The sequence below is a fragment of the Pseudomonas fluvialis genome, assembly GCF_002835605.1.
Lineage (GTDB): Bacteria > Pseudomonadota > Gammaproteobacteria > Pseudomonadales > Pseudomonadaceae > Aquipseudomonas > Aquipseudomonas fluvialis.
The window spans coordinates 91,968-114,222 of sequence record NZ_PIYS01000001.1 but is presented as its reverse complement, the minus strand read 5'-3'; the positions used below and the strand labels follow the sequence as shown (position 1 = coordinate 114,222).

The following is a 22,255-nucleotide window of genomic DNA, read 5'->3' as shown; positions in this document are numbered from 1 at the left end:
TTTTAACGCATCAGGCTCTGCACAAGCCGCTGGTCGTCGCGCAGTTGCTGCTGGCGAGCATCAATGCTGGCGGCCAGGGGGAAGTTGCCCATAGCGCGGCGCTTGGCCAGGTCCAACTGTTGCAGGGCCTGGTCAAAATCACCCACCAAGGCAAAAAACTCGGCGCGTGCCTGGTGTAGGCCAATAGCATTGCCTGAGAGACCGCGGACTTCGGCAACCTGATACCAGATGTCGGGATCGCCGGGTCGGCTCTTCAGCAGGCTATCCAGGGTTTTTTCCGCCTGCTGCGGTTGATTCTGCTTGAGTTGCAACTCGACCTGTAGTTGCTGCAGTGGGTAGTGCTGGGGGTAAAGCTCGCGTAGCCGATGGATGCGTTGTTCGGCCTGGCTCAATTGCTCGGCGGCCATCTCCACCTCGATCATGGCCAACTGGTAGGTCAGTTCGTTGGGTGCCTTCTTGATCAGCTGCTCAAGCTGTTGGCGTGCCTCGCCGAGTTGTCCGGCGCGCAGCCGTGCCAGGGCGAGTCCATAGCGTGCCGCATCCAGTTGCGGGTTGTTATCGAGCATGCTGGCAAAGCGTTTGCCGGCCAACCCCGGGGTTTCTTCATAGTGCAGCTGTACCCGTGCGCGCAGCAGTTGATAGCGCAAGCTGTCGACTTTGCCGCGTTGTGGAAACTGTTCGGCACGGTTGCGTGTATCAGCAATGCGGTTCTCGCTGACCGGGTGGGTGAGCAGGAACTCCGGCGGCTTGCTGTCGTAGCGGTACTGGCGCATGAGGCGTTCAAACATGCTGGGCATGGCGCGCGGGTCGAAGCCGGCTCGCTCCAGATTGAGCAGGCCGATACGGTCGGCCTCCTGCTCGTTCTGTCGGGAGAAGCGCCGTTGTTCCTGGATGGCGGCGGCCTGGGTCGACATGATGGCGGCCATGCCAACGTCCCCGGCACCTGCGGCAGCGGCGACGACACCGGCAAGCATGGCGGCCATGACGGGGAGTTGCATGCGTTGCTGGGCTTCCACGCCACGTGCGAAGTGGCGTTGCGAGAGATGAGCCAGTTCGTGGGCCATGACCGAGGCGTACTCGGCTTCGCTTTGGGCGTGCAGAAACAAACCGCCGTTGACGCCAATGATTCCGCCTGGCGCAGCGAAGGCGTTGAGTTGCGCGCTATCGAGCAGGATGAATTCAAGGCGTCGGTCTTGCAGTTGGCTGGTTTCTGCCAGGCTATACACGCTGCTTTCCACGTACTCCTTGAGTTGCGGATCGGCCAGTTGACGCACCTGGCCACGCAACAGGCTTAGCCAGGCGCGTCCCAGCTGGCTTTCCTGCTGTGGAGAAACGATCGCTGAGCTGGCATCGCCCAGTGCCGGTAAATCGCTGGCCACAAGCCAAGGGCTGGCAAGCAGGCAGGTCAGGCTGAGCAGGGTAGGGCGCAACAGGTTCATGAGCTAACTCGGAGTCTCGATGGCGGGCTCTACTCTAGAGCGGCTGTAGGTTAATTCAATGGGCATTTCGCAGTACCTGGCGACTATGACAGGCTGTCTTTGCTTAGGTTCTTGTTTGGAGTGCTTGCGCTACTCTGCAGTCTGTTGCCTGAGCGCGCCCTTGGGTATGCTGCTCGACTATTTTGCCTGGCGAAACGTTGAAGATACGCCGGGGTGCTGTTGAGGAGTGTCTGCTGATCATGACCGAGCCTGCTTTTGATGTCTTTCTGGATGCACGGGGGTTGAATTGTCCGTTGCCGTTGCTCAAGGCCAAGCTGGAATTGAATCGCTTAGCCAGCGGCGATGTGCTCAAGGTGTTGGCGACCGATGGCGGATCGCAGCGTGACTTTGCCGCGTTTGCGCGCCTGGCTGGACACAGGCTGCTGCATGAGTCGGTCGAAGCTGGTGTTTATGGTTACTGGTTGCAGAAGGCCTGAAATAGGCGCGATTTTTCTAACGATTATGGAAACAGGTAATGCTCAAGGTTTTGCGTAACTGGGTTCACCGTTACTTCTCCGATGAACAGGCGGTGGTGCTGGCGGTAATCCTACTGCTGGGCTTTACCGCCATCCTGACACTGGGTGGCATGCTCGCCCCGGTGCTGGCTGGACTGGTCCTGGCGTTCCTCATGCAGGGGTTGGTCAACCTGGCTGAGCGGCTGCGTCTCTCGCATACCCTGGCGGTATGGCTGGTGTTTACCCTGTTCATCGGCTTACTGGCTGTCTGCCTGCTGGTGCTGCTGCCGTTGATGTGGCGACAGCTGTCCAATCTGGTCAACGAGCTGCCGCGCATGCTGGGCGAGTGGCAGACTTTGTTGCTGGTATTGCCCGAACGTTATCCGCTGCTGCTTGATGAGCAGCAGGTCCTCAATGCCATTGAAGCGGCGCGCGGAGAGCTGGGTAAGCTGGGGCAGTGGGCGCTGACCATTTCCCTGTCCAGCCTGCCCATGCTGATCAATATCATGATCTACCTGGTGCTGGTGCCGATCCTGGTGTTCTTCTTCCTCAAGGATGGCAGCCTGATTGCGCGCTGGATGAGTGGCTATCTGCCACAGGAGCGTGCTCTGATGACTCGGGTATGGCAGGAAATGCATCTGCAGATTGCCAACTATATCCGTGGCAAGGTGATCGAGATCTTCATTTGTGCCGTGGTTACCTATATCGCCTTTGCCTATCTTGGGCTCAATTACGCGGCCTTGCTGGCCTTGCTGGTGGGTTTGTCGGTCGTGGTGCCCTATATCGGCGCTGTGGTGGTGACCGTGCCGGTGGCGCTGATCGGCTTGTTCCAGTGGGGGATGAGCGACCAGTTCATTTACCTGATGGTGATCTACGGGATCATTCAGGCGCTTGATGGCAACGTGCTGGTGCCGCTGCTGTTTTCCGAGGCGGTCAGCCTGCACCCCGTGGCGATCATTTGTGCGGTGCTGCTGTTTGGCGGACTGTGGGGGTTCTGGGGCGTGTTCTTTGCCATTCCGTTGGCCACTCTATGCAAGGCCGTACTGGACGCCTGGCCGCGGCGCGAGCTATTGGGCGGCTAGTCGGGTAGCGGGGGGCGTTTGCCGGACGCCCCCTCTTGGTCATCAGCCTTGCTGTAACAGCTGGGCGGCTTGCAGAACGGCTGCCGCGTGTCCAGGTACCTTGACGCCCCGCCATTCCTGGCGCAATACGCCCTGTTTATCGATCAGGAAGGTACTACGCTCAATGCCAATGTATTCCTTGCCGTAGAGCTTCTTCGGCTTGATTACTTGGAACAGCTGGCACAGCGTTTCGTCACTATCGCTGATCAGTTCGAAGGGAAAGCACTGTTTGCCCTTGAAGTTCTCATGGCTTTTCAGGCTGTCGCGCGATACGCCGAAGACCAGTGTCTCGGCCGCGGCAAACTGTTCGTGCAGGTCACGAAAATCCTGGCCTTCGGTCGTGCAGCCTGGCGTGCTGTCCTTGGGGTAGAAATACAGTACAACCTGCTGGCCACGCAGTTGGCTCAGTTGTACCTGCAGGCCGCTGGTAGCCATGGCGCTGAAATCATCGACGGGGTGTCCAAGGGTAACGCTCATGATGTTCTCCTCAGGGGTTTTGCGGGCGCCAGGGCTCGATCAGTGCATCCAGATTGAGTGCGTCGGCAAAATCCAGGAACTGGTCGCGCAGCCAGCTGATCTGGGTGCCTGCCGGCAGTGTCACGGTGATGGTGGCATTGAGTAGGGTGCCGCCGGTTTGCGGGGCCTGATAGGTGTCGCAGGTCAGGCTTTCCAGCTCGACGCGGTGGTCGCTGAAGAACTGGAACAGTTCGCCGAGAATGTCCGGTCGGTAGGCAGCGCTGACATACGCGACGTAGGGCAGTGAGTCCGGGCGAGGCGGCAGCGCGCTGCTGCGCATTACGTTGTAATGAAAATTGGCGCGCTTGGCCAAACCGGGCAAGCTGGCTTCGAGGCGCGCCAGGGCATCCCAGCTGCCCGTGGCTTGCAGAACCAGAGCGGAAAACTCGCCATGGCGTGTCAGGCGGCTGCTGAGTACGGCGCAACGATTTTCCTGGCAGGCCCGGTACAGGGTGCTGCTGAGCTCCATGGGGTTGGGGCCGAGGGCACTGAGTACGAGAAATTGCTCACGGGGTGGAGTGGTCGACATGCAGTATTCCTGACAGCGGGGGTAAGGCACGCGAAGGTGCCATGCAAAGCGGGAAGGTTAGCGAAAAGCACCGGTCAGGGGAATGCCGGCGCAGCTGGATGACGCGCTGTGCCAGCCGCTGCAGCCCCTCGCAATGCGTTGGCGAGCCTTGTACCATTACGCCTTCATTTATCCGGCAGGAGTGGTTGCATGATTGCGGGCAGTATGGTGGCACTGGTCACGCCCATGGATTCTCAAGGCGCGGTGGACTGGGACAGCCTGGGCAAACTGGTGGACTTCCATCTGCAGCAGGGCACCAATGCCATAGTCGCGGTCGGCACCACCGGTGAGTCACCCACGCTGGACTTCACTTCGGAGCATTTGCAAGTCATCCGTCGCGTAGTTGATCAAGTTCAAGGTCGTATCCCGGTGATTGCGGGTACAGGTGCCAATTGCACTCGTGAGGCAGTTGAGTGGACTCAGGCAGCCAAGGACGTGGGTGCCGATGCCTGCCTGTTGGTGACCCCTTACTACAACAAGCCTACCCAGGAAGGCCTCTATCTGCATTTCCGGCATATTGCCGAAGCGGTGGCCATTCCGCAGATTCTCTACAACGTGCCCGGCCGTACCGTATGTGACATGTTGCCGGAGACCGTCGAGCGCTTGGCGCGAATCGACAATATCATCGGTATCAAGGAAGCCACGGGGGACTTGCAGCGTGCCCGCGAGGTGCTGGATCGCGTTCCGGCTGATTTCCTGGTGTACTCCGGCGATGACGCCACGGCTGTCGAACTGATGCTGATGGGTGGCAAGGGCAACATCTCGGTGACTGCCAACGTGGCGCCGCGTGCCATGGCTGACCTGTGCAGTGCGGCGATGGCCGGCCAGGCGGAAGCGGCGCGTGCCATCAACGACCGTTTGATGCCGTTGCACAAGGCGCTGTTTATCGAGTCCAACCCGATTCCGGTGAAGTGGGCACTGCATGAAATGGGGCTCATTCCGGATGGCATTCGCTTGCCGCTGACCTGGCTCAGCCCGCGCTGTCATGAACCGCTGCGCCAGGCCTTGCGCCAGTGCGGTGTACTGGCTTAATTCGAGGAAATACAACGCATGAAGCGACTGGCTGGTTTGTCTGCCCTTGCCCTGACTGTCTCCACCTTGGGCGGTTGTGGTTGGTTGTGGGGTGAAGAAGGCTATTTCCGTGATCGTGGCAATGATTACCTGGAGGCTCGGCAGAGTGCGCCCATGCAGTTGCCTTCCGGCGTGCAGGCCAAGTCATTGGAGCCTTTGTTGCCGGTGCCGCAACGGGTAGCCAGCCTGTCTGCCGCGCAGGGTGATTATGAAGTACCCCGGCCGTTGCCGCTGGCTACTCAGGTCGAAGTCAGTGAGTTCAGTCTACAGCGCAGCGGTGATGCTCGTTGGCTGGTGGCGCAGCGGATTCCGGCAGAAGTGTGGCCTCTGGCACGTCAGCTGCTTGAGGACAATGGCCTGCGTATCGAACGTGAGCGCCCGCAAACGGGTGAGCTGGTGACCGCCTGGCAGCGCTTTGATGAGCTTTCCAGTGGCCTGGGGCAGCGCCTGGCGGGGGCTGTCGAGCCGGGGCGCGAGGCGCGTGCGCGCGTGCGCATCGAGCCGGGTGTGGTGCGTAATACCAGCGAGATCTTCGTCGTGACGGCTGAGCGCTCGCAGGGCAGCAGTGCCGATGTGGCCTTCCCGGAGCGCGCCCTGAACAGTAGCCTGGATGGCGTCATGCTGGATGAGCTGCTGGGTGGTTTCAATCGTAGTCTGCAACAGGGCAGTTCGGTTTCCCTGCTGGCCAGCAGCCGTTTTGACTCGCCAGGTAAAGCGCGCCTGGGGAGTGATGGCAATGGTAATCCCTTGCTGCACCTGGACACCGATTTCGATCGCGCCTGGTCCAGTGTCAGTCGTGCCCTGGAGTTGTCCGATTTGCGGGTAGAAGACCTTAACCGCAGCCTGGGAGTGTTCTATGTGAACCTCGCCGAGCGTGCGGTGCCGACCGAGGAGCCTGGGCTCTTTGCACGTCTGTTCGGCTCAGCGCCGAGCAAGGAAGAGATCGAGGCTCGTGCCGAGCGATATCAGGTGCGTCTGACACCCAGTGCAGACAGCGTTCAGGTCAGTGTGGAAAAGGACAGCAACACCGTGGCACCCAGCGAGGTGGCTCGACGCCTGCTCAGCCAGATCCAGGAAAACCTCGGCTGATTGCTGGCCAGGGACGTTCTATAGGCGAAATCCGCAAGGGTTTCGCCTGTTTCATTTAACCGCAGCGGTATCCTGTCTATGTCTACTCCCACCACTTTGAGCCTGAAAAAAATCTACTCGGGCAAGGTTCGTGATCTCTACCAGATTGATGAGCAACGCATGTTGATGGTGGCTACTGACCGTCTGTCTGCGTTCGATGTGATTCTCGATCAGCCGATACCGGACAAGGGCAAGATTCTCACGGCCATTTCCAATTTCTGGTTCGACAAGCTCAAGGCGTTGGTGCCCAATCATTTCACCGGGGATCGTGTGGAGGATGTAGTACCGCCTGCCGAGTTGCCTTTGGTCGAGGGGCGTGCGGTGGTCGCCAAGCGGCTCAAGCCTGTGCCGGTCGAAGCCATCGTGCGTGGTTATCTGGTTGGTTCCGGTTGGAAGGAATACCAGAAGAGCGGCACGGTATGCGGTATTGCCTTGCCTGCAGGCCTGCAGGAAGCGGCCAAGTTGCCGCAACCGATCTTTACCCCGTCGACCAAGGCTGCCGTCGGTGATCATGACGAGAACATCAGCTTTGCGCAGTGCGAGGCGTTGGTTGGCGCATCACTCGCTGCCCAGGTGCGGGATACGGCGATTGCCTTGTACAGTGCGGCCGTAGAGTACGCAGCCAGTCGCGGCATCATCATTGCCGATACCAAGTTCGAGTTCGGCCTGGACGAGAACGGCATACTGACCCTGATGGATGAAGTGCTGACTCCGGATTCCAGTCGTTTTTGGCCGGCTGACAGCTATGTGGTAGGCAGCAACCCGCCGAGTTTCGACAAGCAATATGTGCGTGACTGGCTGGAGTCTACGGGCTGGAACAAGCAGCCGCCGGCACCTGCCGTGCCTGCTGAAGTGGCACAGCGTACGGCTGACAAATATCGCGAAGCGCTGCAGCGCCTGACCGAATAAGCGGGCTGCTTTGAAAAAGGGGAGGCTTTGCCTCCCTTTTTTGTATGTGCGTTGTAAGTTATTACTTACATTGCCGTAGGCGATCGGCGATTTTTCTTGCCGGTACATGGCTCGCTTTTATAGAAGCAAATTTTAACTACATGAATTTAAAGAATTTTTATTTTCATGAGGTGGTGCGAAGGCTGTGGGCTGCGCCGAGGGGGTGGTTGTGCAGTGCATAACGGGGGCTATGATAGAGGCGTGCACAGGGAGTGGCACAGGCCGGTAGGGATTGCTGGTCAGGACGGCCGCAGGATGCGGTGCATCAGGACGATGCGAAGGAAACCATGGAGTAGGGACAAAAGAGTGGGCGGGGGTAACCCCGCCCCTTTTTTTTGCGCGTTTTTAGATACCTTGAGGCAGTTCTTCGCCGCCCAGCGCTTCGATCAGTTGCGGAATGAACTCCATGAAGGTGAGCATCATCAGGGTGAAGCTGGCGTCCTGCTGGCCCAGTGCATCATCACCGCCTTCTTCGGCCGCCTGATCCTGCAGCAGGTCTTCAAAGCGCAGACGCTTGAGTGCCAGCTTGTCATCGATCAACAGGGAGAGCTTGTCTTCCCAGGCCAGGCTCAGCTTGGTCACTATCTTGCCGGTTGCCAGGTGTTGCTGAACCTCCTCGCTGGCCAGGTCGTGGCGTTTGATGCGCACGATGCCGCCGTCTTCCTGGGTATCACGTAATTCGCACTCATCCAGTACGTGCAGGCCGTGACTGGCCTGCTGGCTCTGCAACCATTGGGTCAGGGTGGCGCTGGGAGCGATTTTCACGTTTAGCGGGCGTACCGGCAGGCTGCCGAGCACTTCGCGTAGCGTGGAGAGCAGGTCTTCTGCGCGTTTGGGACTGGCGGCATCGACAAGAATCAGGCCTTGCGCAGGAGCAATGGCGGCAAAGGTCGCTGACTTGCGGATAAAGGCGCGTGGCAGGAAGCTCTGGACGATCTCATCCTTGAGCTGCTCGCGTTCCTTTTTATAAACCTTGCGCATCTGCTCGGCTTCGATCTCGTCGACTTTTTCCTTGAGTGCATCGCGTACCACGCTGCCGGGCAGGATGCGCTCTTCCTTGCGTGCGGCGAGTAGTAGAAAACCCTGGCTGGCATGTAGCAGTGGCGCATCGGCACCTTTGCCGAATGGCGCGACAAAGCCGTAGGTGGTCAGCTCCTGGCTGGCGCAGGGGCGGGCAGGCTTGCTGGCCAGGGCCGCTTCAAGACGCTCGGCATCCAGATCGAGATCCTGGGTCAGGCGATAGACAAGCAGGTTGCGAAACCACATGAGAAAACACTCCGTTGAACGAAGCGGGCATTATTCAGTGCCGCGCCGCTCAGGCCAAGTGATCGCTAAGCCTTTGCTGGTTCTAGAAAATTTTTTGAAAAAGAAGCTTGCCAAGTGATTCTGTGCTGTCTAGAATGCGCCCCACTTCGAGAGTGAAGGGTGATTAGCTCAGCTGGGAGAGCATCTGCCTTACAAGCAGAGGGTCGGCGGTTCGATCCCGTCATCACCCACCAATCTCGCTCACGAGGTTACGCGCAGCGGTAGTTCAGTCGGTTAGAATACCGGCCTGTCACGCCGGGGGTCGCGGGTTCGAGTCCCGTCCGCTGCGCCATTTTCCTTCCTGCAACACCTCCGATCATTTCAGATCAATTAAAAAATCCTTCTGTAGCGCGAACTTATAGACTTTTCTGGTTTCCTATCGCGGTAGCCAGCGCTTGCTCGTGCCTGCTAAGCTCGCGGCCTACATGACTTCCGCCGCAAGGCATCCGAACAAGGAATATCCATGAAACAGAATCTATTGGCCGTTGCAGTTGCCTGTGCTGCGTTTGTGCTGGCGGGTTGCGAAGACAAAGCCACTGTCGAGCTGACCACTCCGGCGCAAAAGGCTTCTTACGGCATCGGCCTGAACATGGGGAAAAGCCTGGTTCAGGAAGGCATGGATGATCTCGACTCCAAGGCTGTTGCGCTGGGTATCGAAGACGCCCTGGGCAAGGCGCCGCAACGCATGAGCGATGAAGAGTTGATGGAGGCATTTGCTTTCCTGCAACAACGTGGTGAGCAGCGCATGGCGGAGTTGAATGCCGAGTCCGCCAAGGCTGGCAAAGCGTTCCTGGAAGAAAACGCCAAGCGTGAAGGCGTGATTACCACCGCTTCGGGGCTGCAGTACGAAATCGTCCAGAAGGCCGCGGACGGAGCGCAGCCTAAGGCAGATGACGTGGTGACGGTGCACTACGAGGGGCGCCTGATTGACGGTAGCGTGTTCGATAGCTCGATAGCCCGCAACAGTCCGATTGATTTGCCGGTTGGAGGTGTGATTCCGGGGTGGGTCGAGGCATTGCAGCTGATGCATGTGGGGGAGAAGTACAAGCTGTACATCCCCAGCGAGTTGGCCTACGGCGAAAACAGCCCAACGCCGGCTATCCCGACCAATGCTGTTCTGGTGTTTGATCTTGAACTGCTGGGCATCAAGGATATGAGCGCCGAATAAGACTAGGCGCTTTTGTCACCCTTGCCACTGCGCCCGCCTTGTGCGGGCGCAGTCGTTTTGGCCAGGCAGGCGTCGTGGCAAGCGTGTTACCGAGGGTGTTACGTTACGCTTATGCACACTTCGGTCTATATCGGCAAGCGCTCGACAAGATTCGCTCAGATTTTCTTTTGATTTTCGTAACTTATTGAAAAATAAAGATTTTTTGCCTTGTTCAAAAAATCAACGATCTGTCTGGAAAGCCCGTCTGATGCGGCTTTACGCGTCTCATCCAGATGCTATGCACAGAGTTATCCACAGGTTTTGTGGGTAACGGCTGGCAGCCCAGAGCTGTTCTGGGCTGCAGCGTAGTCAAGAGAAAAAATGCTGAAACTGCGTATTTTTTCATGCAGGCCGTTAGCGCGTTCTGCAAGTGCGGCAAGCGTTCAGCAGCGCTAAGTGCCGCCTGATACTATGCACCTATCCGGCTGCCAGGCAGGCGGTTGGGCTGTAAATAAGGAGCGCTTTATGGATGTACAGGTCATTCTGCGTGAAGGACAGCCGGAGTATGCCGTGCTGCCTTGGGCGCAATATCAGGCTTTGTTGAAAGCGGCTGGGCAGGAGCTTGCTGCACCCGTCAAAGCAGAGACGGCTATTTCGATTAATCCTGGCTTCCAAGCGTTGCGTCAGTTGCGTGAGGCGCAGGGCTTGTCGCTGCAGGACCTTGCTCGCCAGGTAGGCATCAGTCCGCATTACCTGAACATGATCGAAGCCGGCGAGCGTGAAGCGGATTCGGCGATTCGCCGTAGTTTGGCGCGAGCCCTGGGTGTTACGGGGTGGAGCGAGTCATGAGCATGCGCATCAGTCGACAGCATTGGCAGGGCCTGCTCGGTGAGCTGGAAGCGGCACGTCAGCAGCGTCATCTGGTGACTTATCGTGCGCTGATCGAACGCCTGCAGTTGCCGACTCCGGCCATGCAGACCCTGGTGGCAGCCCTGGAGCACCTGGCAGCTCTGGATGCGCGGGCCGAGCAACCATTACGTAGTGCGCTGGTGATCAGCCAGGGGGCGAGTCGCCTGCCTCGCCCGGGTTTTTTCCAATGTGCCGAGCGCCTGGGTTGTTTCTCGGGGGCTCCGGATGGTGTGGCGGCTGCGTCCTGGCATTCTGCTGAAGTGGTGCGCGTTTTCGAGCACAACTACCCGGAGGCCCCATGAACTTCTGGTGGTGGCGCGCTTATGCCGGTTATCGGCTGGCGCGCTGGTTGCTGCGTTTCGCCTGGCTGGTGCGTCAGCCGCGTGCCTGGCAGTGGATGCAGGGACAATATGCGCGTATGGCTGCGCTAGGCTATGTTCCGGCGCAGAGCTTCTATGGACACCTTTTATTGCACCGTGGCCAGGGTTTTGCAGTAGGCGATGAAGCACGTCGTTTGTTGCGCCTGGCTGCCCAGGGGGGCGACGACAAGGCTGCATATCAGCTCGGTGTGTTGGCTCTGCAAGGCTCCGTACAGGAAGCGCCCGATGCCCGGCAGGCTGCCAGTTATTGGCAGATGGCTAGTGATGCGGGGCATCCGTTGGCCACTTACCGCCTGGCTCAGCTGTATCGCCAGGGTGGTCCCGGCTTGGCTTGTGACCTGCAGGCGGCCGAGCGTCTGGAGCAACGCGCGCATGAGCAGGGCTACTAGTGCCAGGTTTCAGCTGGCTTTGACTACTTGCAGGCTGAAACCGGGGATGGCCTTGGCCTGACGCTTTGCATCGGAAGCCAGGGCAGCCAGTTGCTCGGCATCCATATGGCAACCGCTCAGTTCGTCGACCTGTACGACACCCACTGACAGGGACAGCAGTGGGAATACCTCAAGTTGTCCATGTCTATTGCGCGTCGTGAAGCCGCCTGCCAGCAGGTGCTCGCGTTGATAGAAACGCCGGCATTGTTGCTGGAAGTCCTCTAACAGCTCAGCCAGTCGTGCGCGCCAGTCCGTGGAGGCCAGCACCAGCAGGAAATCATCGCCGCCGATATGCCCGACGAAATCATGACTGGGATTGATCCGCTCGTTGAGGCATTGGGCAAGGCTCAGCAGTACCTCATCGCCCTTGGCATAGCCGTATAGATCGTTGAAGGGTTTGAAACTGTCTATATCGACATAGCAAACCACGGCGCTGCGGCGCTGCTGGAGTACACGTTCCAGGCACTGCTGGATGGGTACATTGCCAGGCAGTAGGGTAAGCGGGTTGGCGTGACGAGCTTGTTGCAGGCGCTGCTCGGTGATCAGCTTGAGCAGGTCAATGACTCGTCCCATGCCCAGGTAGTCACCCTCACGAGTAATGATGAAATCTTCTTCAATGCGTTGGCGCGCACGGCTGGTAAGCAAGCGACTGACCTGCTGCAGCGATTGACTGCACTCCACGGCGAGAAAGTCCGGGCTCATCAAGCGGCTGATGGGTTTGCGGGAGAACAGTTCGGTGGCAAAGGGCTTGAGCAGGCTGTCGGCCAGCGCATGACGATGCACGATGCCGACCGGCTTTCCCTGTGAGTCGAGGATGGCCAGCGAATTCAAATTGGCTTGGCCGCGAAAGGCTTCGAGTACTTCTTGAGTGCTGGTATCCACTGGCAAGGCGGGCTGGTCGAGCAGTAAGGCTTGCAGGTTATCGCTCTCTTCCTGAGCCGTGCCGTGGCAGGGGAGTTCGCTCAGTGAGCGGGGTGGTTCGTGACTCGGGGTCTCGCTGGGGCGGGCAAACAGATAGCCTTGCAGCAGGTCGACACCCATTTCGGCGAGAACGGCATGCTCTTCCTGCCGCTCAATGCCTTCGGCAATCACCTGGGCGCGAGAGGCACGGGCCATCTTCAGAATGGAGCCGACGAACTCACGCTTGACCGCATCTTCATGGATGCCATCAATGAAATGCCGGTCGATCTTCACATAGTCGGGACGTAGCTCAGACCAGAGGCGCAGGCTGGAATAGCCTGCGCCCAGATCATCCAGGGCAATCGAAAAACCCATGGTGCGGTAGTGATGCAAGGCACTGTCGAGCAGATTGAAGTCTTCGGTAGGAGTTTGCTCGGTCAGTTCGATGACTACCTGATCCGGGCTGATGGCAAAGCGTTGTAGCAGCTGTAGGGTGCGGCCCGGCTGGTGCGCACTTTCCAGGAGGGACTCCGGCGAGACGTTGAGGAACAACTTGCCTTGCAGCCCTAATTGCTGGAAACGCTGACAGGCATTGCGTCGACACAGCAGCTCCAGTTCGCTGAGTCGCTGTGCATGGCGTGCCACGGCAAACAGGGTCAGAGGTGAGTGCAATGGGCTATTGGAGGGGCCGCGGCTGAGTGCTTCATAGCCGAGGATGCGTTGCTCGCTGCGGCAGACTATCGGCTGGAACAGGGTGCTGATGTCGCCGTGAGCGAGAATCCGGTCCAGTGCGCTCAACTGCTCGGTGACGGTCATGTTAGGGTCTCGGCAAGGCCATGCCAGAGGCTGGCCGGGTGAATCGACAGGGCTCACCCATGGTGAGCCCGATCATTTCACGCCGTGACTATGACGCTTTGATGACGGCAGGCGGGTATTGCCTGCGCATTTCAGTGCTTGGCCAAGCGCGTGCCCAGGCTAAGATAGTCGAGGAGGATGCGTCCGGTTTCCGCGAGGAAAGCGTCATCCTTGCCTGCCGGTTCATGGGCTTCTTCGCTGTCCAGGCCGTCCTCCGGCTCTTCCTGTAGTGCGGTTAGTGGCTGTTCGCCCTTGGCTTGACGGCGGGCGTTCTCCAGAGCGAGTTGGCGTGCCTCGATGCTGGCATGCTCGGCACGGCGGGCCTGTTCATTCAGGCTCACGTGGGTCTGCTGGTTCAGTTCTTCGGCCAGCTGCAGGCGCTGCCGGCTAAACAGGAAGTCCGGGTCTTTGGCGCTGCGTGCTTCATGACGTGCCTTGAGCTCGGCCAGGAAAGGGCCGAAAGGGTCATGGGCCGGGCGTACGGCCGGGCGAATGCTGTCCCAGGGCATCGCTTCCGGCAGGGCGCTTTCACCGATCTCGCTGAGATTCACCAGCGGCGGATAGGCGATATCCGGCAGTACGCCCTGGTGTTGGGTACTCTGTCCGGACACCCGGTAGAACTTGGCCAATGTCAGTTTGAGCTCGCCATGATTGAGCGGTTGCACGGTCTGCACCGTGCCTTTGCCGAAGGTCTGGCCGCCAATGATCAGGGCGCGATGGTAGTCCTGCATGGCGCCAGCAAAGATTTCCGAAGCCGAGGCCGACAAGCGATTGACCAGTACCGCCAGCGGGCCGTCGTAATAGGTACCGTTGCTGTCATCGCTGAGTACGTCGACGCTGCCGTCGCTGTTGCGCACCAGTACCGTAGGACCTTGTTCGATGAACAGGCCGGTCAGCTCATTGGCTTCCTGCAGCGAGCCGCCACCGTTGTTACGCAGGTCGATGATCACGCCGTCGACCTGCTCGGCCTGCAGTTCCTTGAGTAGGCGTTTGACGTCGCGCGTGGTGCTTTTGTACTGCGGGTCGCCAGCGCGATAAGCCTTGAAATCCAGATAAAAGGTGGGAATGTCGATCACCCCCAGCTTGTAGTCGCGCCCCTCGTGTTGCAGTTCCAGGACCGACTTCTTGGCAGCTTGCTCTTCCAGTTTGACTGCTTCGCGGGTGATGCTGACGACCTTGCTGGTCTGGTCGTTGGGGGCATTGCTGGCCGGAATGACTTCAAGGCGGACCTGTGAGCCCTTGGGGCCGCGGATCAGTTTGACCACTTCATCCAGACGCCAGCCGATGACGTCGACCATCTCCCCATTACCCTGAGCCACGCCGATAATCCGGTCGGCCGGTGCCAGTTGCTTGCTTTTTTCCGCAGGGCCGGCGGGCACCAGACTGACAATCTTCACATGCTCGTTGTCGTTCTGCAGGACGGCACCGATGCCTTCCAGAGACAGGCTCATGTTGATGTCGAAGTTTTCCGCATTGTCCGGCGACAGGTAGGTGGTGTGCGGGTCATAGGTCTGCGCGAAAGCATTGATGTAAGCCTGGAATACATCCTCGCTACGCGTTTGCTGCAAGCGCTTGAGCTGGTTGCTGTAGCGCTTCTGCAGGAGTTCTTCGATAGCCTTGTCGTCTTTTCCGGCAATGCGCAGGCGCAAGACTTCGTCCTTCAGGCGTTTGCGCCACAGATCATCCAGTTCCGCGCTGTCTTTGGCCCAGGCGGCCTGTTCCCGGTCGATTTCCAGGCGCTCGTCGAGACTGAAGTCGAGTTGGGCAACGCCACGCTCAAGCAGATCCAGGCTATACAGCAGACGCTCTTCCAGGCGTTGCAGATGGCGGCGGTACAGCTCGAAGCCCGGGTTGAGTTCGCCACTCTTCAGCAGGTCGTCATAGCGATCACGCAGCGGGGCGAATTCGGCAATGTCAGCGGCCGTGAAGTACAGGCGCGCCGGGTCGAGTAGTTTTAGGTAGCTCTCGTGAATCTTTTGCGAGCGTGCATCGTTCAGTGGCGGCTTGCTGTAGTGGTGGCGGCGCAGCAGTTCGACCACGTTGAGGCTGGCCATGGCCTGTTCGCGAGTGGGCTGCAGGTAGTTCCAGTCGGTGGACTTGGCCACGGCTGCATGCAGGGGCTGCAGAGCCATTGCCAAAGCCAGGGCCAGGGTGGAGCCAAGGAGTGTACGCTTCATGCTGATTCGACGTCGGGCTGGTGATGACGCATATTAGGTCACCTGGAAGAGGCAGAGGTTCCCGTGGAAACTGCCCGCTAGCCTGCGCGGCCTTGTTCGACAGCCGAGTATGCCGCGCAGAGGACAGGTCAGTGCACGCACCTGGAACAGGCTCGCATGCAGTGCTTGTGCGATGAACTATGGAGGGGCTATGCAGCTATTGCAAGGCATACAAGGGCGGCCTGTGTGGCAGGCCGCAGAGCGCCAGTCCTGCGATGTCGGACAGGTGCGTATTCGGGTGGTCGCTGCTGGCTTGAACCGTGCCGATCTGCTGCAGTTGGCTGGGGTCTATCCGCCTCCGCCGGGTGCCAGTATGGGGCTGGGCCTGGAGTGCGCGGGACTGATCAGCGAAGTGGGGGCCGGCAGTCGCTGGCGGGTCGGCGAGGCCGTATGTGCTCTGTTGGCCGGTGGCGGGATGGCTGATGAGGTCGTGGTTGATGAAGGCCATGTGTTGCCTGTGCCAGAAGGGCTTAGCCTGGAGCAGGCGGCGGTTTTGCCGGAAGTCTATGCCACGGCCTGGCTGAATTTGTTCCAGCTGGCGGCACTCAAGCCTGGCGAGAGGGTCTTGTTGCATGCTGGCGCCAGCGGCGTCGGTTCGGCGGCGATCCAGCTATGCAGTGCCTTTGCCAGTCCCTGCTGGGTCAGCGTGAGTTCCCCGGACAAGCTGGATTATTGCCGCTCATTGGGGGCGGTGGGCGGCGCGCTGCGTGGTGAGTCGATGGCTGCACAGTTGCAGGAGCAAGGGCCTTTCGACGTGATTCTCGACCCCGTGGGGGCTAGCTATGCGCCGCTCAATCTGCGCCTGCTGGGCGAAGACGGACGTTGGGTCAGTATCGGTCTGATGGGTGGGCGCATGGCCGAGCTGGATATGGGCCTACTGCTGGGCAAGCGTGTGCAGTTGATTGGCTCGACTTTGCGTAATCGTGATGCGGCGTTCAAGCGTGAGTTGCTGGCCGACCTCCAACGCGAAGTGTGGCCGTTGTTGGCCAGTGGACGCTTGCAACCGCAATTGAGCGGCACTTTCCCGCGAGAGCAGGCTGAGCAGGCATTTGCCTCGCTGGCCAGTAATCAGGTTGTCGGGAAGCTGGCCCTGCGCATTGCTAATGGGATGTAGAGGGAAACCTTTGCGTGTTGCGCAGGTCGCAGTGGGTGTAGTTGCCCTTGTTTGCGATAGGGTTAATCTATGGCATTCATGGGGTTAATCAATAGGCTTTTTAAATCGGTTGCCCCTATTATTCTTTCCGCCAGATTTTCATCCACAAGGAGTACCTTGATGTCCCTCATCAACACCCAAGTCCAGCCGTTCAAAGCCAACGCCTTCCACAATGGCAAGTTCATCGAAGTGACCGAGCAGTCCCTGCAGGGCAAGTGGTCCGTGCTGATCTTCATGCCGGCTGCCTTCACCTTCAACTGCCCGACCGAAATCGAAGACGCGGCTAACAACTATGCCGAGTTCCAGAAGGCTGGTGCCGAGGTTTACATCGTTACCACCGATACCCACTTCTCTCACAAGGTATGGCACGAAACTTCGCCGGCCGTTGGCAAGGCACAGTTCCCGCTGATCGGTGACCCCACTCACCAGCTGACCCGTGCTTTCGACGTGCATATCGATGAAGAAGGCTTGGCGCTGCGCGGCACCTTCATTGTCAACCCGCAAGGCGTGATCAAGACCGTGGAGATCCACTCCAACGAGATCGCCCGTGACGTCGGTGAGACCCTGCGCAAGCTGAAAGCTGCTCAGTACACCGCTGCCCACCCGGGTGAAGTGTGCCCGGCCAAGTGGAAAGAAGGCGAGAAGACTCTGGCTCCGTCCCTGGACCTGGTCGGCAAGATCTAAAAATGGACGAGGAGCCGCCGCGTTACGTGGCGTGCTCCAGGCCATTTTCCGCCTCAGGAAGTCCTACAGGACTTCCGCAGGTGCCCGAACGCCCGGGCGCGATCCGTCCGGGCGTTTGTTTGTCCGAAATTTGCTTTGAGGAATCCCGTCATGTTGGACGCCACTCTGAAATCCCAGTTGCAGGCCTACCTCGAGAAGGTCACCCAGCCGTTCGAGATCGTCGCTTCCCTCGATGACGGTGAGAAATCCCAGGAGTTGCTCGGACTCCTCAACGATATCGTCGGCCTGACCGACAAGATCACCCTCAAGACGGATGGCAGCGATAGTCGCCGTCCGTCATTCGCCCTGAACCGTCCGGGCGAGAATATCGGCATCACCTTTGCCGGTATCCCCATGGGCCACGAGTTCACCTCCCTGGTGCTGGCCCTGCTGCAGGTGGGCGGCCATCCGTCCAAGCTGGACGCCGAGACCATCGCGCAGATCAAGAGCATCGAAGGCACGTTCGAGTTCGAGACCTATTTCTCGTTGTCCTGCCAGAACTGCCCGGATGTGGTCCAGGCGCTGAACCTGATGGCGGTGCTCAACCCCAATATCCGCAACGTGTCGATCGACGGCGCGTTGTTCCAGGAAGAAGTCGAGCGTCGCCAGATCATGGCGGTGCCGAGCATCTACCTGAACGGCGAGGTCTTCGCTTCCGGTCGCATGGAGGTGAAGGAAATCCTCGCCAAGATCGATACCGGCGCGGCGAACCGCGATGCCGAGAAGATGAGCGCCAAGGAAGCCTTCGATGTGCTGGTCATCGGTGGCGGTCCGGCCGGCGCTGCAGCGGCCATCTATGCCGCGCGCAAGGGCATCCGCACGGCCGTCGCTGCCGAGCGTTTCGGCGGCCAGGTACTGGATACCATGGCCATCGAGAACTTTATCTCCGTCAAGGAAACCGAAGGTCCGAAGCTGGTGCGCGCCCTCGAGGAGCACGTCAAGGAATACGAAGTCGATGTGATGAACCTGCAGCGTGCTGCGGCGCTCGTTCCGGCCAGCAGCGCCGGCGGCCTGCACGAGGTGAAGTTCGAGAACGGCGCATCGCTCAAGGCCAAGACAGTGATCCTTTCCACGGGTGCGCGCTGGCGCGAGATGGGCGTTCCCGGCGAGCAGGAATACAAGGCCAAGGGCGTGTGCTTCTGCCCGCACTGCGATGGCCCGCTGTTCAAGGGCAAGCGTGTGGCGGTGATCGGTGGCGGTAACTCCGGTGTGGAAGCGGCCATCGACCTGGCGGGTATCGTCAGCCATGTCACCCTGCTGGAATTTGCCGATACCCTGCGTGCCGATGCGGTTTTGCAGAAGAAACTGTACAGCCTGCCGAACGTTACGGTGATTAAAAACGCACAGACCACCGAAGTGGTGGGCGACGGTCAGAAGGTTACCGCGCTGACCTACAAGGATCGCGTCACCGAAGAACTGCACCGTGTGGAGCTGGAAGGTATCTTCGTGCAGATCGGCTTGCTGCCCAATAGCGACTGGCTGAAAGGTACCGTCGAACTGAGCCGCTTTGGTGAGATCATCGTCGATGCCAAGGGCCAGACCAATGTGCCTGGCGTATTTGCCGCTGGGGACGTGACCACCGTGCCCTACAAGCAGATCGTCATCGCTATTGGCGAAGGGGCCAAGGCTTCGCTGTCAGCGTTCGATCATCTGATCCGCAGCTGATCGTCGGGCGCTAAACGAAAAGGGCAACCCGCGGGTTGCCCTTTTTATTGGCCGGCCGTCCGCCAATAGGGCGTTCAGGGCAGGGCGAGACTGGCATAGAAGGCGCGCAATACCTTGACCAGATGCGCCAGATCCTGGCTGCCGGCCAGCTCGCGGATGGAGTGCATGGCAAAGGTTGGCAGGCCGATATCCACGGTGCGCACGCCCAGCTGGCTGGCGCTGATTGGACCGATGGTCGAGCCACAGCCGAGGTCGCTACGGGTGACGAAGCTCTGTACCGGCACTTCGTTTTCCAGACACAGGTGGCGGAAGAAACCGGCGGTTTCGCTGCTGGTGGCATAGCGCTGGTTACTGTTGATCTTGATCACCGGGCCGGCGTTGAGCAGTGGGCCATGGTTGCCGTCGTGCCGGTCGGCATAATTGGGGTGGATGCCGTGGGCATTGTCGGCGGAAACCAGCAGCGAGCGTTGCATCAGCCGCACGAAGTCCTCGCCATCGCCGAGCAAGCGGCGCAGGGTTTGCTCAAGGAATGGGCCATCGGCACCGCACGCCGAGCAGGAGCCGACTTCTTCGTGGTCGGTACACACCAATACGCAGCTTTGCTCACCGTCGGCAGACAGCAGTGCCTGCAGGCCGGCGTAGCAAGACAGCAGGTTGTCCAGTCGTGCGCCGGCAATGAACTGCTGGTCAAGGCCGACCACGGCCGCCTTCTGGGTGTCGTACAGGCTGAGTTCGAAGTCCAGCACGGTGTCAGCGATGATGCCGTGCTCACGATTCAACTGTTCCGCCAGCAGGTCGCGAAAATCGCGGCTTTCCCCAGGCAGCAGTTGCGCGACAATGGCTGGCAGCTCGTTCTGCGGATTGATCGCCCAGCCCTGGTTGGCCTCGCGGTTGAGGTGGATGGCCAGGTTGGGAATGACCGCGAGGGGTGCACGAAAATCGATCAGCTGGCTCTCCACGCGTCCGGCGGCACGGTAGGTGACTCGCCCGGCCAGCGACAGATCGCGATCGAACCAAGGAGCCAGCAGGGCGCCGCCATAGACTTCGACCCCCAGTTGCCAGAAGCCCTGGCGCACCAGTTCCGGATTGGGCTTGATGCGCAGACAGGGGCTGTCGGTATGCGCGCCGACCAGGCGCAGGCCGTCTTCCAGGCGATGCTGACGGCCGATATGCACGGCGATCAGCGAGGAGCCGTTACGCGTAACGTAATACTTGCCGGGCACGCCCACGGACCAGCTGTCGCGCTCGTCCAGTTGCCGGTAGCCGCCCGCCTCAAGGTGCTGGGCGAGACTCTGCGTGGCGTGAAAGGGGGTGGGCGAGGACTGCAGGAAATCGATCAGGCCCTGGTTGAGGTCGGCGCGCATGGTGTACTCCTGATAGGCAGGCGCGCAGTTTAACAGAGCTGTGCTTTTAGAAAGGCGCCGGGCATTCGAAACGCAGGCGTTGGCCGGTCGCGGGGTGGCTGAAGGCCAGCTGGCTGGCGTGCAGGCACAGGCGCGGCCAGGCTGCGAGGGCTTCGGGGTGGGCATACAGGCCATCACCCAGCAGTGGATGGCCGATAGACAGCATGTGCACACGCAGCTGGTGGGAGCGGCCGGTGATGGGGGTCAGTTCCACGCGACTGTAATGCCCGCAGCGCTGCACGACCCGCCAGAAGGTCAGGGCATGCTTGCCCTGCTCGAAGTCGACGACATGGCGAGGTTTGCTGGGGGGGTCGTAACGCAACGGCAGCTCGATGCGCCCGCTATCGGCATCCGGCTGGCCCCAGCAGAGCGCGGTATAGGCTTTCTCCGTCTCTCGGTCGTGGAATTGACGTGATAGCTCGCGATGGCTGTCGGCATCGCGCGCCAGCAGAATGATGCCGGAGGTTTCCCAGTCCAGGCGATGCACGATACGCGCTTCGGGATAGCCGTTTTCCTGCAGGCGGGTGATCAGGCAGTCGCGGTTGTCTTCGGCGCGGCCGGGTACCGAGAGCAGCAGGGTCGGCTTGTTGATCAGCAGAAAGCAGGGATCCTCATGGAGGATCTCGATGTTCGACAGCGGCATGGGGTTTCCACGGGCGGTTGCAGGGGTTATGCAATAAAAACGGCGGCACGTGGCCGCCGTATATCCAGGCTGTGCGGCCTGTTAACGATCCGGCAGGGTAATGTTGAGCTCGAGGATCGAGCAGCTACCCTGGCTTTCCAGGGCAACCTGTACCTGGTCAGCATCGATGTTGACGTACTTGCGGATAACTTCCACCAGTTCCTTTTGCAGAGCCGGCAGGTAATCCGGCTGCGCGCGCTGGCCGCGTTCGTGGGCCACGATGATCTGCAGGCGCTCCTTGGCGATGGCCGCCGGCGTGTCCTTCTTGCGCTCGCGGAAGAAATCGAAAATGTTCATTCGCGACCTCCAAACAGCCGTTGAAGGAAGCCTTTCTTCTGCACGTCGAGGAAGCGATGCGGCACCTCTTTACCCAGCAGGCGATCAACGGCGTCACTGTAGGCCTGGCCAGCATCGCTCTGGTCGTCGAGGATCACCGGTACGCCCTGGTTGGAAGCCTTGAGTACCGCCTGGGATTCGGGAATCACCCCAAGCAGGTTGATGGCGAGGATTTCCTCGACGTCTTCCACACCGAGCATTTCGCCCTTGGTGACGCGTTCCGGGTCGTAGCGGGTGAGCAGCAGGCGTTCCTTGATGGGCTCCAGGCCCTCTTCGGCACGTTTGGACTTGCTGGCCAGCAAGCCGAGCATGCGATCGGAGTCGCGCACCGAAGAGACTTCCGGGTTGGTCACCACGATGGCTTCGTCGGCAAAGTACATGGCCAGGTGTGCACCTTTTTCGATACCGGCCGGCGAATCGCAGACTACGTATTCGAACTGCTCGGACAGCTCCTTGATGATCTTCTCTACGCCTTCCTTGCTCAGGGCGTCCTTGTCGCGGGTTTGGCTGGCGGCAAGGATGTAGAGATTTTCCAGGCGTTTATCCTTGATCAGGGCCTGGTTGAGGGTGGCTTCGCCGTTGCAGACATTGACGAAGTCGTAGACCACGCGGCGCTCGCAACCCATGATCAGGTCGAGGTTGCGCAGGCCGACATCGAAGTCGACGATGACGGTCTTGTGCCCGCGCAGGGCCAGGCCGGTACCGATGGCGGCACTGGTGGTGGTTTTACCCACGCCGCCCTTGCCGGACGTGACAACGAGAATCTTGGCCAAGATGAATCACCCTCAAAGGTAGAATACGGGGGCGCCGATCAGCCGCGCAGGCATCCTGCTGCCCTCGGTGTTGCTCCGAAAAAAGTGCCGGCAGT

General features: G+C 59.8%; 22 protein-coding genes and 2 tRNA genes. 14 read left to right on the top strand and 10 right to left on the bottom strand.

Annotated elements, in window-relative coordinates:
• Positions 1 to 2 precede the first annotated feature (2 nt).
• Positions 3 to 1,439 (bottom strand): M48 family metalloprotease, encoded by a 1,437-nt coding sequence (locus CW360_RS00575; protein ID WP_101192387.1) that lies wholly within the window; start codon positions 1,437 to 1,439, stop codon positions 3 to 5.
• 239 nt (positions 1,440 to 1,678) lie between these two features.
• Here CW360_RS00575 and CW360_RS00570 point away from each other — a divergent pair, with 239 nt between their 5' ends.
• Positions 1,679 to 1,915, top strand: coding sequence for a sulfurtransferase TusA family protein (locus tag CW360_RS00570; protein ID WP_101192386.1), 237 nt, complete (start codon positions 1,679 to 1,681; stop codon positions 1,913 to 1,915).
• Between the two features lie 38 nt (positions 1,916 to 1,953).
• Positions 1,954 to 3,015, top strand: coding sequence for an AI-2E family transporter (locus tag CW360_RS00565; protein WP_093986682.1), 1,062 nt, complete (start codon positions 1,954 to 1,956; stop codon positions 3,013 to 3,015).
• Between the two features lie 42 nt (positions 3,016 to 3,057).
• Here the strand turns inward: CW360_RS00565 and CW360_RS00560 are convergent, their stop codons facing one another.
• Complete coding sequence (locus CW360_RS00560) at positions 3,058 to 3,531, bottom strand: peroxiredoxin (RefSeq protein ID WP_101192385.1); 474 nt, start codon at positions 3,529 to 3,531, stop codon at positions 3,058 to 3,060.
• Between the two features lie 10 nt (positions 3,532 to 3,541).
• On the bottom strand, positions 3,542 to 4,099 hold the full coding sequence (locus CW360_RS00555; RefSeq protein ID WP_093986684.1) for a glycine cleavage system transcriptional repressor: 558 nt from the start codon (positions 4,097 to 4,099) through the stop codon (positions 3,542 to 3,544).
• A gap of 189 nt (positions 4,100 to 4,288) precedes the next feature.
• Between CW360_RS00555 and dapA the strand changes: the two genes are divergently transcribed.
• The 3 genes from dapA to CW360_RS00540 all read left to right on the top strand — a co-directional run bounded on the left by dapA (position 4,289) and on the right by CW360_RS00540 (position 7,246).
• Positions 4,289 to 5,170: a 4-hydroxy-tetrahydrodipicolinate synthase gene (gene dapA / locus CW360_RS00550; protein WP_101192384.1), complete on the top strand. Its 882-nt coding sequence runs from the start codon at positions 4,289 to 4,291 to the stop codon at positions 5,168 to 5,170.
• Positions 5,171 to 5,188: 18 nt separating this feature from the next.
• On the top strand, positions 5,189 to 6,298 hold the full coding sequence (gene bamC / locus CW360_RS00545) for an outer membrane protein assembly factor BamC (RefSeq protein WP_101192383.1): 1,110 nt from the start codon (positions 5,189 to 5,191) through the stop codon (positions 6,296 to 6,298).
• 78 nt (positions 6,299 to 6,376) lie between these two features.
• Positions 6,377 to 7,246, top strand: coding sequence for a phosphoribosylaminoimidazolesuccinocarboxamide synthase (locus CW360_RS00540; protein ID WP_101192382.1), 870 nt, complete (start codon positions 6,377 to 6,379; stop codon positions 7,244 to 7,246).
• A 384-nt stretch (positions 7,247 to 7,630) separates the two neighbouring features.
• On the opposite strand, the gene rdgC is transcribed toward CW360_RS00540, so the two are convergent.
• Positions 7,631 to 8,551, bottom strand: coding sequence for a recombination-associated protein RdgC (gene rdgC / locus CW360_RS00535; RefSeq protein WP_101192381.1), 921 nt, complete (start codon positions 8,549 to 8,551; stop codon positions 7,631 to 7,633).
• Positions 8,552 to 8,708: 157 nt separating this feature from the next.
• Between rdgC and CW360_RS00530 the strand changes: the two genes are divergently transcribed.
• The 6 genes from CW360_RS00530 to CW360_RS00505 all read left to right on the top strand — a co-directional run bounded on the left by CW360_RS00530 (position 8,709) and on the right by CW360_RS00505 (position 11,415).
• Positions 8,709 to 8,784 (top strand) — tRNA-Val (locus CW360_RS00530).
• Between the two features lie 21 nt (positions 8,785 to 8,805).
• Positions 8,806 to 8,882, top strand: a tRNA-Asp gene (locus tag CW360_RS00525).
• A gap of 171 nt (positions 8,883 to 9,053) precedes the next feature.
• Positions 9,054 to 9,758: a BamJ family beta-barrel-assembly machinery protein gene (gene bamJ, locus CW360_RS00520; RefSeq protein WP_101192380.1), complete on the top strand. Its 705-nt coding sequence runs from the start codon at positions 9,054 to 9,056 to the stop codon at positions 9,756 to 9,758.
• Between the two features lie 504 nt (positions 9,759 to 10,262).
• Positions 10,263 to 10,586 (top strand): helix-turn-helix domain-containing protein, encoded by a 324-nt coding sequence (locus tag CW360_RS00515; protein WP_101192379.1) that lies wholly within the window; start codon positions 10,263 to 10,265, stop codon positions 10,584 to 10,586.
• Complete coding sequence (locus CW360_RS00510) at positions 10,583 to 10,948, top strand: hypothetical protein (RefSeq protein ID WP_165765326.1); 366 nt, start codon at positions 10,583 to 10,585, stop codon at positions 10,946 to 10,948. The genes CW360_RS00515 and CW360_RS00510 overlap by 4 nt, the downstream gene beginning before the upstream one ends.
• Positions 10,945 to 11,415: a tetratricopeptide repeat protein gene (locus tag CW360_RS00505; RefSeq protein WP_093986691.1), complete on the top strand. Its 471-nt coding sequence runs from the start codon at positions 10,945 to 10,947 to the stop codon at positions 11,413 to 11,415. Before CW360_RS00510 ends, CW360_RS00505 begins: the two co-directional genes overlap by 4 nt.
• A 9-nt stretch (positions 11,416 to 11,424) precedes the next feature.
• Here the strand turns inward: CW360_RS00505 and CW360_RS00500 are convergent, their stop codons facing one another.
• Complete coding sequence (locus tag CW360_RS00500) at positions 11,425 to 13,170, bottom strand: GGDEF domain-containing protein (protein WP_101192378.1); 1,746 nt, start codon at positions 13,168 to 13,170, stop codon at positions 11,425 to 11,427.
• Positions 13,171 to 13,301: 131 nt separating this feature from the next.
• The gene (locus CW360_RS00495) at positions 13,302 to 15,386 is read right to left on the bottom strand and encodes a carboxy terminal-processing peptidase (RefSeq protein ID WP_093986693.1); all 2,085 of its coding nucleotides are present in this window, start codon (positions 15,384 to 15,386) and stop codon (positions 13,302 to 13,304) included.
• Between the two features lie 190 nt (positions 15,387 to 15,576).
• Here CW360_RS00495 and CW360_RS00490 point away from each other — a divergent pair, with 190 nt between their 5' ends.
• The 3 genes from CW360_RS00490 (at position 15,577) to ahpF (ending at position 18,966) form a co-directional block, all read left to right on the top strand.
• Positions 15,577 to 16,539: an NAD(P)H-quinone oxidoreductase gene (locus tag CW360_RS00490; RefSeq protein WP_093986694.1), complete on the top strand. Its 963-nt coding sequence runs from the start codon at positions 15,577 to 15,579 to the stop codon at positions 16,537 to 16,539.
• Positions 16,540 to 16,698: 159 nt separating this feature from the next.
• A complete protein-coding gene (ahpC, locus tag CW360_RS00485; RefSeq protein ID WP_101192377.1) occupies positions 16,699 to 17,262 on the top strand; it encodes an alkyl hydroperoxide reductase subunit C in 564 nt (187 codons plus the stop codon).
• Positions 17,263 to 17,412: 150 nt separating this feature from the next.
• Positions 17,413 to 18,966: an alkyl hydroperoxide reductase subunit F gene (gene ahpF / locus CW360_RS00480; protein WP_101192376.1), complete on the top strand. Its 1,554-nt coding sequence runs from the start codon at positions 17,413 to 17,415 to the stop codon at positions 18,964 to 18,966.
• A 74-nt stretch (positions 18,967 to 19,040) separates the two neighbouring features.
• Here ahpF and CW360_RS00475 read toward each other — a convergent pair whose 3' ends face one another.
• From CW360_RS00475 to minD, 4 genes are all read right to left on the bottom strand, one after another.
• Positions 19,041 to 20,330: a M18 family aminopeptidase gene (locus CW360_RS00475; RefSeq protein WP_101192375.1), complete on the bottom strand. Its 1,290-nt coding sequence runs from the start codon at positions 20,328 to 20,330 to the stop codon at positions 19,041 to 19,043.
• Positions 20,331 to 20,376: 46 nt separating this feature from the next.
• Positions 20,377 to 21,012: an RluA family pseudouridine synthase gene (locus CW360_RS00470; protein WP_101192374.1), complete on the bottom strand. Its 636-nt coding sequence runs from the start codon at positions 21,010 to 21,012 to the stop codon at positions 20,377 to 20,379.
• An 81-nt stretch (positions 21,013 to 21,093) separates the two neighbouring features.
• Positions 21,094 to 21,348, bottom strand: coding sequence for a cell division topological specificity factor MinE (gene minE / locus CW360_RS00465; protein ID WP_093986700.1), 255 nt, complete (start codon positions 21,346 to 21,348; stop codon positions 21,094 to 21,096).
• Entirely contained in the window at positions 21,345 to 22,160 is an 816-nt protein-coding gene (gene minD / locus CW360_RS00460) for a septum site-determining protein MinD (protein WP_101192373.1), read from the bottom strand. Before minD ends, minE begins: the two co-directional genes overlap by 4 nt.
• Positions 22,161 to 22,255 lie beyond the last annotated feature (95 nt).

Excerpts from the sequence above, each read along its gene's own strand:
- CW360_RS00575 (WP_101192387.1), bottom strand. The coding sequence starts at position 1,439 with ATGAACCTGTTGCGCCCTACCCTGCTCAGCCTGACCTGCCTGCTTGCC.
- CW360_RS00570 (WP_101192386.1), top strand. The coding sequence starts at position 1,679 with ATGACCGAGCCTGCTTTTGATGTCTTTCTGGATGCACGGGGGTTGAAT.
- CW360_RS00565 (WP_093986682.1), top strand. The coding sequence starts at position 1,954 with ATGCTCAAGGTTTTGCGTAACTGGGTTCACCGTTACTTCTCCGATGAA.
- CW360_RS00560 (WP_101192385.1), bottom strand. The coding sequence starts at position 3,531 with ATGAGCGTTACCCTTGGACACCCCGTCGATGATTTCAGCGCCATGGCT.
- CW360_RS00555 (WP_093986684.1), bottom strand. The coding sequence starts at position 4,099 with ATGTCGACCACTCCACCCCGTGAGCAATTTCTCGTACTCAGTGCCCTC.
- dapA (WP_101192384.1), top strand. The coding sequence starts at position 4,289 with ATGATTGCGGGCAGTATGGTGGCACTGGTCACGCCCATGGATTCTCAA.
- bamC (WP_101192383.1), top strand. The coding sequence starts at position 5,189 with ATGAAGCGACTGGCTGGTTTGTCTGCCCTTGCCCTGACTGTCTCCACC.
- CW360_RS00540 (WP_101192382.1), top strand. The coding sequence starts at position 6,377 with ATGTCTACTCCCACCACTTTGAGCCTGAAAAAAATCTACTCGGGCAAG.
- rdgC (WP_101192381.1), bottom strand. The coding sequence starts at position 8,551 with ATGTGGTTTCGCAACCTGCTTGTCTATCGCCTGACCCAGGATCTCGAT.
- bamJ (WP_101192380.1), top strand. The coding sequence starts at position 9,054 with ATGAAACAGAATCTATTGGCCGTTGCAGTTGCCTGTGCTGCGTTTGTG.
- CW360_RS00515 (WP_101192379.1), top strand. The coding sequence starts at position 10,263 with ATGGATGTACAGGTCATTCTGCGTGAAGGACAGCCGGAGTATGCCGTG.
- CW360_RS00510 (WP_165765326.1), top strand. The coding sequence starts at position 10,583 with ATGAGCATGCGCATCAGTCGACAGCATTGGCAGGGCCTGCTCGGTGAG.
- CW360_RS00505 (WP_093986691.1), top strand. The coding sequence starts at position 10,945 with ATGAACTTCTGGTGGTGGCGCGCTTATGCCGGTTATCGGCTGGCGCGC.
- CW360_RS00500 (WP_101192378.1), bottom strand. The coding sequence starts at position 13,170 with ATGACCGTCACCGAGCAGTTGAGCGCACTGGACCGGATTCTCGCTCAC.
- CW360_RS00495 (WP_093986693.1), bottom strand. The coding sequence starts at position 15,386 with ATGAAGCGTACACTCCTTGGCTCCACCCTGGCCCTGGCTTTGGCAATG.
- CW360_RS00490 (WP_093986694.1), top strand. The coding sequence starts at position 15,577 with ATGCAGCTATTGCAAGGCATACAAGGGCGGCCTGTGTGGCAGGCCGCA.
- ahpC (WP_101192377.1), top strand. The coding sequence starts at position 16,699 with ATGTCCCTCATCAACACCCAAGTCCAGCCGTTCAAAGCCAACGCCTTC.
- ahpF (WP_101192376.1), top strand. The coding sequence starts at position 17,413 with ATGTTGGACGCCACTCTGAAATCCCAGTTGCAGGCCTACCTCGAGAAG.
- CW360_RS00475 (WP_101192375.1), bottom strand. The coding sequence starts at position 20,330 with ATGCGCGCCGACCTCAACCAGGGCCTGATCGATTTCCTGCAGTCCTCG.
- CW360_RS00470 (WP_101192374.1), bottom strand. The coding sequence starts at position 21,012 with ATGCCGCTGTCGAACATCGAGATCCTCCATGAGGATCCCTGCTTTCTG.
- minE (WP_093986700.1), bottom strand. The coding sequence starts at position 21,348 with ATGAACATTTTCGATTTCTTCCGCGAGCGCAAGAAGGACACGCCGGCG.